Below are 13339 nucleotides of genomic sequence, written 5' to 3'. Positions count from 1 at the left end.
CCGGAAAATGAACAAGGCCGCCCTCGTCCTGGGCGCCGCGATCACCCTCTGCATGGTCGCCTGGGGCTACCTCGTCTACGCGGCCATCGACTTCGGTACGGCGGCGCGCAGCGGCTCCGGCGGATCGGCCTGGAGCTTCATGGCCCTGGCCTGCCTCGGCGCGATCGCCTGCCTCTTCGTCGGGCTGCTGCTCGTCGCCCGCCTGATGCGGGCGCTGGGGATCTCCCAACCCCCGCCCTCGGACGACGCTCCCCCGCGTCCGGTCGGCGGTAAGCGCGCCGCGCGCTGATCGCGGAGTCTCTGAGTCACCTGGTGACCTTGGAACTCCGCGTTGTCGCCTTGGACTACTCGAGGACCAGCTGCGGGAGCGCCTCGACGATCCCGAGGTCCTGCCCGGCACCTTCGACGGTCAGGGTGTCCGGGATGGACGTCCATTCTCCCTGGCCAATCCGATACTCGCCGGAATAGGTCGTGTCCACCCGTACGACGACGTCGCCGGTCCGCGCGTACGCGTGGGTGATCTCGAGGTCGGGGTGCGGGCTGCCGGGGCTCGCGGTCGTCGTGCTGTCGTCGTCGCCGAAGTAGTAGGTGTACGAGACGGGGACCGCGCGGATCACCACCGACTGTCCGGCGACGGTGACGGACTGGTCGATCGACCGGTGGTCGGGTGTGTAGAAGTTGGTCTCGAAGTTCACCAGGGTGCGCCCGCCCCGCGGTTGCACGACCAGCTTGGACGACGGCCAGGCGATCCGTTTGAACTCGCGGATGATCAGCATGGCGAGGTCGACCTGCTGGACCGCGTTCTGTGGCACGCAGACATCACCCACGTCGGACCCGTCCATGTAGACGTCGTGGACGTAGCCCTCCTGCCCGCCCTCCACGCATTCGACGTACTCCGTGCAGATGCCGCCGTTGTCGCACTGGATGGAGACCACCCAGGTGTGCCCGTCGCCGGAGCCGGAGGAGCTCTGGTAGTCCGAGTAGCTCCAGACACACTCTGCTGACACGCCGTCCATCCCGACCGCGAGGCATCCCTCGGCCTGCGCAGCGGAAGGTCCCGCCAAAACGCCGGCCACAGCCATCGCGACCGCAAGGACGACTCGAAGCATCAGAGGATCCCGTAGTAGGAGATAGCCCACCCATCCGGCTTGGGTTTCAGGATGACGAGAAGCGTGGTCCGTCCTGACGGCAGGACCTCGGGATCTGAACCCTTCTCTCGACGGATGACCGTTTCCGGGAGGGTCTTCGTTAGCGCGAAGGTAGGCGGCTTGCGCTCTCGTCTCTTGATGCTGTTGACCTTGGAGCCCGCGAACTCGACCGAACCTCCATTGCCGTAGACGTCCTTCACTGAGTCGACGAATGACGCGCAGGCCTTGCATGTCCCATCGACGAGGCTCGAGTACTCAGCCGTCTCCCCCGTCACCTGCATCTCGTCCCCAGCCTTGACCCAGCGTCGAATGAAGTCCTCCGGACTCTCCGCCTCCGGCGTCTCGGACTCGGTGGGAGTCGGCGTGGGCGACGAGGTGGTGGTCTCCGGGATCTTCGGCTTCGGCTCGGGGTCGTCGGAGCACCCGGCCAGCAGGACGGGGACCGCGAGGGTCAGCGCGAGTGCGCGGCGTACGTGCATGAGGTGCCTCCCGAGAACAACGTCAGCACGCTGAAACTACCCATCCGGGCGACCGCGGAACCAGACCGACGGCAAAACCTGTGGAGAACCGACCCCAAGGTGGCGGCAGACGACAGCATTCCGGACGCCACCGGCGCAATGTGCCGCCACCTCCCCAAGCGCCACCCCCGGCGCCCGGTCTCGATACGTCCGCTCGTTCCTCGCGGACTACTCGACCAACAATCTGAAATGCGCCGAGGGGCGGGCCACTGGGCCCGCCCCTCGGTCTTCCCCTTGGTTCCACCAGCCGGGGTCGAAGCGGCTGATGGAGGCCTCACACGTCAGTCGGAGACGACTGGGACGCGGAGCTTCTGGCCGGCCGCGAGGCCGGCGGACTCGAGGGCGTTGAGCCGCTCGATCTCGCTCATCATGGAGCGGACGTCGCCGTCGGTGGCGATCTCGCTGGCGATCCCCCACAGCGTGTCGCCGGGCGCGACCTGGACGATCTCGGTGGGGGCCGGCTGGCCGGCCTCGCCGGTGCCGACCGCGCCACCGGCGAGCATGAACGCCACGCCGAGGACGAGGAACAGCGACGTCAGGAAGACCGCCAGGCGGCCGCGACGGGTCAGACGGACCGTCGAGCGGGCACGCGGGATGGCGGTGAAAGCGGGGGCAAGGCTGAGGGTGCTCATGGTGGCCTCCTGGGGAAGTTCAGCCGGTCGTGTTCTGTCGAGCGAATGTCTAGTCGGACCCACCGACAGTGGCCTTGGCCACCGGGTGTCGATCAGATGTTCGATCGAACGTGTGTACGACGTTAGAGCACGTGTTCGAACAACTCAAGCACCTTGTCGAACAAATGTTCGGCGTGTTCGAACGGACCGTCAGCGGCGCTTCATGGCCCGTCGCCCCTGGGCAGCGAAGAGCCCGGCCGCGTGCTGCATCAACCCGGGCGCGAGCGCCGAGCCGCGGACGACTCCCCCGCGCCAGCCCGGCACCGCCCGTACGACGCGCCGAGATCCGACCAGTGCGACAGCCGCGGCCGCGACGTCGGACACGTCAAGGATCGGGCCGCCGGAGTACACCAGCTGCGAGCCGAGGCCGGACGGGTCCTGGGCGGCGAGCATCGCGGTGTCGACCCCGTCGGGGCACAGGGCGTGGACCCGCACGCGACGCGGGGTCTCGGCGTTGACGGAGGTGGAGAGCGAGACGACCGCGGCCTTCGTGGCGGCGTACATGCTGTAGCCCGGCACGGGCCCGAGGCCCGCGAGCGAGGCGATGTTGACGACGTCCCCGCCGGCTGCGCCGAACGCCGCGAGCGCCGCGCGGGTGCCCCACGTCGTACCCAGCAGGTTGACCTCGACCAGCCGGCGCACCTGCTCCTCCGAGAGGTCGGCGAGAGCTCCGTCGTCACCGACACCGGCGTTGTTGAACCACGCGCTCAGCTCGCCGTGCCGCACAGCCTCCTCGACGACAAGACGGTGAGACGAGGGATCGCGTACGTCCTGGGCGAGGCCGGCGACCGCGCCGATCTCCGCCGCCGTCGCGGCGGCCGCCCGGCCGTCGAGGTCACCAATGACGACGCGGTGCCCGCGGGCGACCATCAGCTCGGCGATCCCGCGCCCGATCCCACGGGCCCCACCCGTCACGACACAAGAGGAAGGAGAGTTGGTCGACATGCCCGGACACTAGCGACACGCGGCTTCGAACAGGTGTTTGATCCTGTGGCGTCCCGAGGTCTACGGTGGGCGCACCAGATCCTCCCTGTCCAGCCGCGGACGGAGGGGTCGACGCAAGTGGAGGACGCATGGCCAAGCAGGACGACAAGAACGTCATCGAGATGCCCGACGGCCCCCCGGACGCCACCGGCCTGACCCCGCGCCAGCAGCGGGTGCTCGCCACGATCAAGGACTCGATCGAGACCAAGGGCTACCCGCCCTCGATGCGTGAGATCGGCCAGGCCGTCGGCCTCACCTCGTCGTCCAGCGTCGCCCACCAGCTCCGCGTGCTCGAGGGCAAGGGCTTCCTCAAGCGCGACCCCAACCGCCCCCGCGCCCTCGAGGTGTTCCTGCCCGAGGTGATGGCTGCGCGGCGCAGCATGTCGAGCAACGACGAGACGTCCTACGACGAGACCGGCATCGGCGACGCCAACCCCGTCGCCACCAACGTCCCGGTCGTCGGCCGCATCGCCGCCGGTGGCCCGATCCTCGCCGAGGAGCAGGTCACCGACGTGTTCCCGCTGCCCAAGCAGCTCGTCGGCGAGGGCACCCTCTTCCTCCTCGAGGTCTCCGGTGACTCGATGGTCGACGCGGCGATCTGCAACGGCGACTACGTCGTCATCCGCCAGGAGCAGACCGCCGAGAACGGCCAGATCGTCGCGGCGATGATCGAGGGCGAGGCGACCGTCAAGACGTTCCAGCGCAAGGACGGCCACGTGTGGCTGCTCCCCCACAACGACGCCTACGACCCGATCCCGGGCGACAACGCCACGATCCTCGGCGTCGTGACGGCGGTGCTCCGCAGCCTCTGACGAGCAGCGAGAGGCGCGCCGACCAGCCAGGGTGCACGATGGCGGCATGAGCAACGTCGAGCAGTCCTATGACTACGTCATCGTCGGTGCGGGGGTAGCTGCGGCAAGCGCCGTGAAGGGCATCCGTTCGCAGGACGGGGCCGGCCGCATCGCCGTCCTCGGCTCCGAGCCCGACAAGCCGGTCTACCGGCCCGTCCTGACCAAGGACCTCTGGCTCAAGGACGACGAGACCCTCGAGGGTTCCTCGCTCGCTGGCGACCTCGACGACGACGCCGCCGTCGACCTGGTCACCGACACCACGGTGACCGAGATCGACCCCGGCGCGCACGTCGTACGCCTCGCCGACGGCAGCAGCGTCGGCTACGGCAAGCTGCTGCTCGCCACCGGCGCCGAGCCCCGCGTGCTCGCCGTCGACCCCGGACCGCGGGTCATCTACTACCGCACCGCCGCCGACTACCAGCGGCTGCGCGCCGTCGCCACCGAGGGCAGCCACGTCGCGGTCATCGGCGGTGGCTACATCGGCTCGGAGATCACCTCCGCCCTCGTGCAGAACGGCGTGCAGGTCACCCTCGTGCTCGACCTCGAGGACGTGCAGGAGCAGATGTTCCCCCGCGCCCTCGCCGCCACCCTCACCAAGGCGTTCGCCGACCGCGGCGTGACCGTCGTGCACGGCTCGGTGGAGGGCGGCCAGGAGGACGACGGCGGCGTACGGATCCGCCTCGGCGACGGCACCTCCATCACCGCCGACGCAGCCGTGATCGGCGTCGGCGTCCTCCCGCGCACGGGCCTCGCCGAGGCCGCCGGGCTCGAGGTCGACAACGGCGTCGTGGTGGACGAGCACCTGCGCACCAGCGACGCGGACGTGTACGCCGCGGGCGACGTCGCGTCGTACCCCGACGCCCTCCTCGGGCGCCGCCGCGTCGAGCACGTCGACCACGCCGAGAAGTCCGGCGAGCACGCCGGCAAGGTGATGGCCGGCGCCGACGAGGCCTACGGCTACACGCCCTTCTTCTGGTCCGACATCCTCGACTACGGCTACGAGGCCGTCGGCGAGACCAGCAGCCGGCTCGACATGGTGGAGGACTGGAAGGACGGCGAGATCGGCACCGGCGTCGTCTACTACCTGAAGTCGGGGCAGGTCCGCGGCGTGCTGCTGTGGAACGTCTGGGACAGCGTCGACAAGGCCCGCGCGCTCATCGAGGAGACCAGCGAGACCCCCATCCCCGACCCGGAGTCGCTGCGGGGGCGCATCCCGTTCGGGTGAGGGAGGGGCGCGGTCCGTGTAGCCTCGCGGCGATGTCTGCCGCCGGCCCCGACGCTCCGCCTCCGGAGCTCTTCCGCACCCGTCCGGGCAACCGGCGCCGGCTGACTCCTGACGCCCAGGCCGAGGTCGACCGGCTGGCCGCAGCAGGCGAGGCGTCCGCGTGGCTCAGCCCGCTGGCGTACAACCTCACGATCAGCCACAGCCATCGGTTCGTCTGGTACCGCGTGGCCAAGGTCGCGACGCGCACGATCCGCCACCACTGCGAAACGCACGGCATGAGCATGGACGTCGACCACGCGATGCGGGTGCGCTACCCGCTGGCGAGCTTCGCCGACTACTTCACCTTCGCCTTCGTGCGCGACCCGCTGGATCGCTTCGTCTCCGCGTGGCACGACAAGGTCATCGACAACAACTACTACGACTTCGACCCGGCCACCCACGAGCGGATGCAGGTGGTCGAGGAGTTCGCGCGCTGGACCGCAGCGCAGGACCTGTCCGCCGTTCCCGGCACCGACCAGCACCTCACCCTGCAGAGCCGGATGATCGACCTCAACCGGGTCGACTTCGTGGGTCGGCTGGAGACGTTCGACCGGGACTTCGCCGAGGTGTGCGAGCGCATCGGAGCACCCGCCGTGCCGTCGGCGCCGAAGAACCAGACCGCCCCCGGCGGCCGCGACCGGCAGGTCTCCGCCGAGCTCCGGGAGCTGGTGGCCACGATGTACCGACGCGACTACCAGGTCCTCGGCTACGAGCCGCCCGCCTGACTCCGTCCGTACGTCATGGGCACCGGTTGCTGCGACGACCGCATGCCATGACGTCGTCGGCGTACGTCATGGGGCGTGGCCGTCCGGACGACCCCGCACCATGACGTCCGGGCGCAGACGGACGGGGTCGAGACGCGCGCCTACTGACCGAGCCGCTTGAGGGCCTGGCGGACGAGCGCCGGATCGGTGGTCGACCACATCGGCGGAAGTGACGCCTTGAGGAAGCGGCCGTAGCGCGCGGTCTCGAGGCGCGGGTCGAGCACGGCGACGATGCCGCGGTCGGAGGTCGTGCGGATGAGCCGGCCGGCGCCCTGGGCGAGCAGGAGCGCGGCGTGGGTGGCGGCGACCTGCATGAAGCCGTTGCCGCCCGCCTGGTCGGCGGCCTTCTGGCGCGCGGACATCAGCGGGTCGTCGGGCCGCGGGAACGGGATCCGGTCGATGATCACCAGCTGGCAGGTGTCGCCGGGGACGTCGAGGCCCTGCCACAGCGAGAGCGTGCCGAAGAGGCAGGTGTGCGGGTCCTCGACGAACTGCTTGGCGAGCTCCGGCAGCTGTGCGTCGCCCTGGGCGAGCGTGGTCAGGTGGGGCAGGCGCGCGCGCACGGCCTCGGCCGCGGTCTCCGCGGCCCGCCGGGACGAGAAGAGGCCGAGCGTGCGGCCGTCGAGGGAATCGACGAGGTCGCAGATCTCGTCGAGCTGGGCGGGGCCGAGGCCGTCACGGCCGGGCTGCGGCAGGTGGCGGGCGACGTAGAGGATCGACTGCTGGCCGTAGTCGAAGGGCGAGCCGACGTCGATGCCCTTCCACGGCAACGCGTCGTCGGCGTCGGTGGTGGCGACCTGGTGGCCGACCCGCTCGGTGGGCTTGAGGCCGAGCGAGGTGGCGACGGCGCCGAACTCGCCGCCGAGCATCAGCGTCGCGCTGGTGAAGACGACGGTCTTGTCGGTGAGCAGCTTGTCGCGCATCGGGCCCCACACCTGCAGGGGCGCGACGTGCAGCCGAGCCGGGAAGCGGTCGCGGGCCTCGCCCAGCCACAGCACGTCGGCCTGGGAGCCGGCCGCCATCCGCTCGGCGTTGACGAAGACCTCCTGCACCATGCCCTTGGCCTGGGTGCGGCCGGCGTCGGCCTCGCCCTCGCCCCCGGACTCGCGCGGGAACGCCGACAGGCACCCGCGCGCCGCGTCGCGGACGAGCACGAGGGCGTCGGAGAGCTGGGTCGACACCTGGTCGATGCGGCCGGGCGGCGTCGCCTCGATCGCCTCGGCCAGCTGCTGAGCGGCGTCCTCGAGGTCGCCGGCGGGGTCGCCGTCACCGTCGGTCCAGCGCAGGGCGCGGCGGGCGGCCCGCTCGATGTCGGACACCCCGAGCTCGTCGGTCGCCGCCTGCGTGACGCGCGCGGTCAGCTCGTGGGCCTCGTCGATGACGACCGTGTCGTAGTCGGGGATCATCGGCACGTCCTCGATCGCGTCGATCGCGAGGAGGGAGTGGTTGGTGACGATCAGGTGGCTGCGGTGCGCCTTCTCGCGGGCGAGCTCGGCGAAGCACTCCGCGCCGAACGGGCACTTGCTCGCACCGAGGCACTCGCGGTGGTTGACCGAGACCTGCCGCCACTCGCGGTCGGTGTGGCGCGGGGCGTTGTCGCGCTCGCCGCTGCCGCCCTGCTCGGTCTCCTCCTCGGCCCACGCCCGCAGCTCGAGGACCTTCTCGGCCATGGCGCCGAGCGGCACGTCGACGAGCGTGCCCTGGTCGTCGGGGACGCCGGCGCGGATCCGGTGGAGGCAGGCGTAGTTGGAGCGCCCCTTGAGGACGGCGTACGACGTGTCGAGGCCGGGCACGTCCTTCACCGCCTCGACCAGCCGCGGCAGGTCGCGCTCGACGAGCTGGTGCTGGAGGGCGAGGGTCGCGGTGGCGACCACGACGCGCTTGTCGTGGAGCATCGCCGGGACGAGGTAGCCCAGCGACTTGCCGGTGCCGGTGCCGGCCTGCACGAGGAGGTGGCGGCCCTCCTCCATCGCCTCGGCGACCTCGGTCGCCATCTGCACCTGGCCGTCGCGCTGCTGCCCGCCGAGGGCGGCGACCGCCGTGCTCAGCACCTCGCTGACGGGCGTCCCGACGGAGGGAGCGGCGGTGGCGGTCTCGGGCACCAGAGCACCCTACGTGGCGGCGCCGACGCTCCGTCGTACGCCGTCCACAGCCGACGTCAGGATGTCGGTCAGTAGTTCTTCTTGCGGCCGATCTGACGCTCGATGCGGCGCTCGGGCTGGCCGAGCACGCGGGCGAGGATCTTGACCCGGTAGCGGTAGGCGACCACGCCCAGGACGACGATCAACAGGATCCACAACATGCAGCGATCCTACGCGGCGCCGACAACGCCGACATGTAGGCGAAGTCCGACACCTGGAGGGGGTTGCAACCCCCTACACGCGACGAAGTCCCCGCACGAGCGGGGACTTCGACACGGACAAGGGACAGGAGGGGTCAGACGACGGCGCCGGAGTCCTCGGGCGTCCGCTCGACCTTCTCCTTCTTCACCCGGCTCATCGGCCACTTCTGGTGGAAGTAGGTGAGGAGCGGGGTGGCGACCACGACCGAGGAGAACGTGCCGACCACGAGGCCGACGAGCAGCGCGATCGCGAAGTCCTGGAGCGAGTCACCGCCGAGGACGACGAGCGCGGCCAGGATGAACATCGAGCCGAGACCCGTGTTGACCGTGCGCGGGATGGTCTCGACGGCGGCCCGGTTCGAGACGTCCATGAAGTCGTCGTCGGGCTTGGAGCCCCACCAGCGTTCGCGGATGCGGTCGAAGACGACGACGGTGTCGTTGACCGACAGACCGACGATCGTCATCGCCGCGGCGAGGAAGATGCCGTCGATCGGCTTCTGCAGCCACGCGAAGAGGCCGACGACGAGGATCACGTCGTGCGCCATCGCCAGCACGGCGGCGACACCGAAGGTCCACTTGAAGCGGATGGCGAGGTAGAGCAGCTGGGCCAGGAACGCGACACCGAAGGCGATGAGCGCGTTGTTGCGCAGCTGGTCGCCGAGCGAGGCACCGATCGTCTGGTCGTCGACCTTGTCGACCGTGCCACCGACCGCGGCTAGCTCCTCCTCGATCCGCTGCTCCTCGTCGTTCGAGATCTCGCCGGTGCGGACGGTGAAGTCGGCGGTGTCGGCGGTCTGCACGACGGCCTCGGGGAAGCCCGCGGCCGCGACGGCCTCACGCGCCTGGTCGACCGAGATGTCCTTGCTCAGCGAGTAGTCGAGCTGGCGGCCACCGGTGAACTCGACACCGAGCTGCAGGCCCTGGGTGGCGATGCCGGCGATGGCGACCACGAGCGCCGCGGCCGAGATGCCCAGCCACGTCCTGCGACGCGCCATGAGCTGTGGGTCCTTGCGGTCCAGCCAGGTGCGGACCTTGCCCAGGTGGCTCAGGCCGCTGATGGCGGGATGGTTTGCGACAGGCTTGTTGGACACGGCGATGTCACACAGGACGCGGGCGACGATCAGCGCCGAGACCATCGAGGCGATGACACCGATCGACAGCGTGACACCGAATCCCTTGATCGGGCCGGAGCCGAGGAAGAACAGCAGGCCGGCGGCGAGCAGGGTGGTGACGTTGGAGTCGATGATCGCGCTCCACGCCTTGTTGAAGCCGACGGTGAGCGCGCGCCTCAGCCCCGCGGACGGGTAGGCGACGTACTCCTCCCTGGCTCTCTCGAAGACGAGGACGTTGGCGTCGATCGCCATGCCGATCGCGAGCACGAATCCCGCGAGGCCGGGCAATGTCAGCGTCGAGCCGAGGCCCACGAGCATGGCGTAGGCGAGCAGGGCGTACGACGCCAGTGCGACCGTGGCGGCGAAGCCGACGAGCCGGTAGACGAAGATGATGAAGAGGCCGGTCAGCGCGATACCGATGATGCCGGCCTCGATGGACGCGTCGATGGCCGCGGCACCCAGCGAGGGGCCGACGAGGCGGTCGGAGATCGCCTTCAGCTCGAGCGGCAGCGCGCCGCCCTCGATCAGCGCGGCCAGGTCCTTGGCCTCGGTCGTGGTGAAGTTGCCGGTGATGTCGGTGGAGCCGCCGCGGATGCCGACGTCACAGCCGACGTCGGTGTTGACCTCGGGCGAGGAGATGACCTCGCCGTCGAGGACGATCGCGATGCGGCGCTTGGGGTCGCCGGACGGGTTGCAGGCGGCCTTGCCGGTGATGTCGGCCCAGGTGTTGCCGCCCTTGCCGTTGAAGTCGATCGACACGACCCACTCGACGCTCTGGTCGCGCTGCACGGCGCTCGCGCCGCTGATCTCCTCACCCTGGATGACGGTGGGGCCGACCTCGATCGTGTCGCCCTGGTCGGACGGCAGGACCTGGTTGTCCTTCTTCGCGGGCTTGGCGTCCGGCTGGGCGGTGCCGATCACCTCGTGGATGGTCAGCTTGGCGGTGCTGCCGATCCGCTCCTCGGCCTGCTGCGCCTCCTCGTCGTTGGTGACACCGGGGAGCTCGACGAGGATCCGGTTCTCACCCTGGCGGGCCAGCGTCGACTCGGCGACACCGAGGGCGTCGACGCGGCCGCGGAGCACCTCGAGGGTCTTGTCGACGTTCTCCGAGCTGGCGGGCGTCTGGTCGGTGCCCTCGGCCTCGAAGATGAACTGTGCTCCGCCGCGGAGGTCGAGGCCCAGGTTGGGCTTGACGTTGACAGCGAGTGCCAGGCACCCGACCAGGAGGCCGAGGACGAGGAAGAAGCGGACCCAGACACCACGTGACATGCGCGACATCCTCCCTGACAAGACTTCGAACGCCCGAATCCGGGCACGGACGGGTCAACGGGTGGCCGCAGCGGAAGGTTCCGGAAGGTTCCGTGACACAAAACGCGAGTGACTGTACGCCGTCGTAGGTATCGACACGGCAACAGCCCGCAGTGTTGTGTGGGTCACACTCGCGAATCCCCCCTCGCGGGACAACCTTCCGGGAGCACACATGTCACCACGCATTCCACTTCCACGTGCCAGCGCCACCAGGCTGGCCACCGTCACCGCCCTCGTCGCCGCAGGACTCGCCGCCACCGCGGCGGGCGCCACTGGCAGCGCCGGGCGCGACGACGCACCACGCGACCTGGCCCGCACCGCTGACGGCGACGCGACCCAGATCGTGATGGTGCAGGCACCGACCGTCGACGACCGCAACGAGGTGATCGCCCTCGGTCTCGACGTGACCGAGCACGCCAACCAGCGCGGCATCGAGGTCGTCCTCCACGACGCGCAGGACGCCCAGACCCTGCGCGACGCGGGCTTCACCTGGCGGGTCACCGTCAAGGACCTCGAGGCGCTGACGAAGAAGAACCGCAAGGCCGACAAGGTGTACGCCGCCTCGGTGGCCGCGTCGGGGCTGCCCAGCGGCCGCACGTCCTACCGCACCTACGCCGACTACCTCAGCGACATGGACCAGCTCGCTCGGGACTACCCGTCCATGACCCGCCCGCTGACGCTGGCCAACAAGACCGTCCTCGGGGAGGACATCCGCGGCATCGAGGTCACCGTCGACGCCGACAACGTCAAGGACGGCAAGCCGACCTTCCTGCTCATGGGCGCCCACCACGCCCGCGAGTGGCCCAGCGCCGAGCACACCATGGAGTTCGCCTTCGACCTCCTCCAGTCCTACCAGGCCGGCGACGCGCGGGCTCGTGACCTGCTGTCCCGCTCGCGGGTCATCCTGGTGCCCGTCGTCAACGTCGACGGCTTCAAGATCTCGCGCGCGGCCACCCCGCTCGGCAACTTCAGCACCTTCGACTACGAGATGAAGCGCAAGAACTGCTCGATCTCGGCCGCCACCCCGGCGCAGTTCCGCACCGGCACGTGCGCCAACAACCCTGCGGGCCGCCTGCGCGGCACCGACCTCAACCGCAACTACCCCGGCTTCTGGGGCGGCGGCGGCGCCAGCCCGAACTGGTCGAACGACACCTTCCGCGGCGACGGACCCGGGAGCGAGCCGGAGAGCGACGCGGTCCGCAAGCTCATCTCCGAGCGCGCGGTCACGATGATGATCTCCAACCACACCTTCAGCAACCTGGTGCTGCGTCCCCCGGCCATCGCCGCCACGGGCCTCGCGATCGACGAGCCCGAGCTGAAGGCCCTCGGTGACGCGATGGCCTCGAAGAACGACTACACGAGCCAGGCGTCCTACCAGCTCTACGACACGTCCGGCTCGACCGAGGACTGGAGCTACTGGATCACCGGCGGCTTCGGCTACACCTTCGAGATCGGCGATGAGGGCTTCCACCCGGCCTACGAGGAGGCGGTGGTCGGCGAGTACCTCGGCCTGGCACCCGCCGACGGCGCCGGTCTCGGCGGCAACCGCGAGGCGTACTGGCTCGCGACGCAGGCAGCGGCCGACCGCAACCTGCACTCGGTCATCAGCGGCACCGCCCCGGCCAAGCACACGATCAGCGTGTCCAAGACGGTGACGTCGGAGACCTCGCCGGTCATCCAGCTCGACGGCACGACCGGAGAGCCGCTGCTCTACACCGACACCCTGACCACCGACTACACCTCCAAGGGAGGCCAGTTCGACTTCGACGTCAACCCCTCGACCCGGCCGCTCGTGATGGGTCGATCCGGTCGCGACGCCCTGGCACCGCCGCAGGCGCCGATCACGCTGACCAACCCCGCCGGCGTCCCGGCGGTCGGAGCCAGCGAGTCCACCACCTTCACGGTGCAGGGCCTTCCGGCCGTCGACAACGGCTGGATGGAGGTGTCGGTCGGCTGGCCGGCCACCGCCGACCCGGAGGCGCAGGACTGGGACTACACGCTCTACGGTCCTGACGGCGCGGCCGTGGGCTCGGGCGCCACGTTGGCCAATCCCGAGGTCATCACGATCCCCGACCCGCAGCCGGGCACGTACACCCTCGTGGCCGACAACTACCTCGGCGGATCGGCGCAGTACGACTGGTCGGGCACGGTGACCTTCAGGAACCCGAACCCGCCCAGCCCGACCGGCACCAAGGAGGCCTGGCTGCTGAGCTGCGCCGACAAGCGCGGCAACGTGCTGGCCACCCGCGAGGTGGTCGTCGACCGCGGTGAGACCGTCGACGTCGGCAACGCCTGCAAGAGGGTCAAGAGCTAGTCATCGACAAGTTCAGGGATCCCCGGTCAGCCGGGGATCCCTGAACTTGTCGGCCCGTGCAACG

12 protein-coding genes are annotated in these 13339 nt (G+C 70.0%); 5 read left to right on the top strand and 7 right to left on the bottom strand.

Annotated elements, in window-relative coordinates; translation table 11 throughout:
* Positions 1 to 7: 7 nt before the first annotated feature.
* Positions 8 to 289, top strand: coding sequence for a hypothetical protein (locus JOD65_RS06575; RefSeq protein ID WP_191193188.1), 282 nt, complete (start codon positions 8 to 10; stop codon positions 287 to 289).
* A gap of 55 nt (positions 290 to 344) precedes the next feature.
* Here the strand turns inward: JOD65_RS06575 and JOD65_RS06570 are convergent, their stop codons facing one another.
* The 4 genes from JOD65_RS06570 to JOD65_RS06555 all read right to left on the bottom strand — a co-directional run bounded on the left by JOD65_RS06570 (position 345) and on the right by JOD65_RS06555 (position 3282).
* On the bottom strand, positions 345 to 1109 hold the full coding sequence (locus JOD65_RS06570; RefSeq protein WP_191193189.1) for a hypothetical protein: 765 nt from the start codon (positions 1107 to 1109) through the stop codon (positions 345 to 347).
* Complete coding sequence (locus JOD65_RS06565; protein WP_191193190.1) at positions 1109 to 1627, bottom strand: hypothetical protein; 519 nt, start codon at positions 1625 to 1627, stop codon at positions 1109 to 1111. The genes JOD65_RS06570 and JOD65_RS06565 overlap by 1 nt, the downstream gene beginning before the upstream one ends.
* A gap of 320 nt (positions 1628 to 1947) precedes the next feature.
* The gene (locus JOD65_RS06560) at positions 1948 to 2298 is read right to left on the bottom strand and encodes a LysM peptidoglycan-binding domain-containing protein (RefSeq protein WP_191193191.1); all 351 of its coding nucleotides are present in this window, start codon (positions 2296 to 2298) and stop codon (positions 1948 to 1950) included.
* Positions 2299 to 2487: 189 nt separating this feature from the next.
* A complete protein-coding gene (locus tag JOD65_RS06555) occupies positions 2488 to 3282 on the bottom strand; it encodes an SDR family NAD(P)-dependent oxidoreductase (protein ID WP_191193192.1) in 795 nt (264 codons plus the stop codon).
* Between the two features lie 128 nt (positions 3283 to 3410).
* On the opposite strand from JOD65_RS06555, the gene lexA reads away from it, so the two are divergent.
* The 3 genes from lexA to JOD65_RS06540 are packed head-to-tail and all read left to right on the top strand — an operon-like array spanning position 3411 to position 6161.
* Positions 3411 to 4133 carry a transcriptional repressor LexA gene (gene lexA / locus JOD65_RS06550; protein WP_224747113.1) on the top strand — a complete coding sequence of 241 codons (723 nt, stop codon included), beginning with the start codon at positions 3411 to 3413 and terminating at the stop codon, positions 4131 to 4133.
* Between the two features lie 46 nt (positions 4134 to 4179).
* Positions 4180 to 5397, top strand: a complete 1218-nt coding sequence (locus JOD65_RS06545) for an NAD(P)/FAD-dependent oxidoreductase (protein ID WP_191193193.1) — start codon at positions 4180 to 4182, stop codon at positions 5395 to 5397.
* Positions 5398 to 5429: 32 nt separating this feature from the next.
* Positions 5430 to 6161, top strand: coding sequence for a sulfotransferase family 2 domain-containing protein (locus JOD65_RS06540; protein ID WP_191193194.1), 732 nt, complete (start codon positions 5430 to 5432; stop codon positions 6159 to 6161).
* Positions 6162 to 6301: 140 nt separating this feature from the next.
* Here JOD65_RS06540 and JOD65_RS06535 read toward each other — a convergent pair whose 3' ends face one another.
* The 3 genes from JOD65_RS06535 to secD all read right to left on the bottom strand — a co-directional run bounded on the left by JOD65_RS06535 (position 6302) and on the right by secD (position 10922).
* The gene (locus JOD65_RS06535) at positions 6302 to 8305 is read right to left on the bottom strand and encodes an ATP-dependent DNA helicase (protein ID WP_372440148.1); all 2004 of its coding nucleotides are present in this window, start codon (positions 8303 to 8305) and stop codon (positions 6302 to 6304) included.
* Between the two features lie 65 nt (positions 8306 to 8370).
* Entirely contained in the window at positions 8371 to 8502 is a 132-nt protein-coding gene (locus JOD65_RS23660; RefSeq protein ID WP_263575278.1) for a hypothetical protein, read from the bottom strand.
* 134 nt (positions 8503 to 8636) lie between these two features.
* On the bottom strand, positions 8637 to 10922 hold the full coding sequence (secD, locus tag JOD65_RS06530) for a protein translocase subunit SecD (RefSeq protein ID WP_191193195.1): 2286 nt from the start codon (positions 10920 to 10922) through the stop codon (positions 8637 to 8639).
* A 211-nt stretch (positions 10923 to 11133) separates the two neighbouring features.
* On the opposite strand from secD, the gene JOD65_RS06525 reads away from it, so the two are divergent.
* Entirely contained in the window at positions 11134 to 13275 is a 2142-nt protein-coding gene (locus JOD65_RS06525; protein WP_191193196.1) for a M14 family metallopeptidase, read from the top strand.
* The last annotated feature ends 64 nt before the right edge of the window (positions 13276 to 13339 follow it).

The sequence above is a fragment of the Nocardioides cavernae genome, from assembly GCF_016907475.1.
Taxonomy (GTDB): Bacteria; Actinomycetota; Actinomycetes; order Propionibacteriales; family Nocardioidaceae; genus Nocardioides; species Nocardioides cavernae.
The sequence above is the reverse complement of the archived record's forward strand: the minus strand, read 5'-3'. Positions and strand labels throughout refer to the sequence as shown.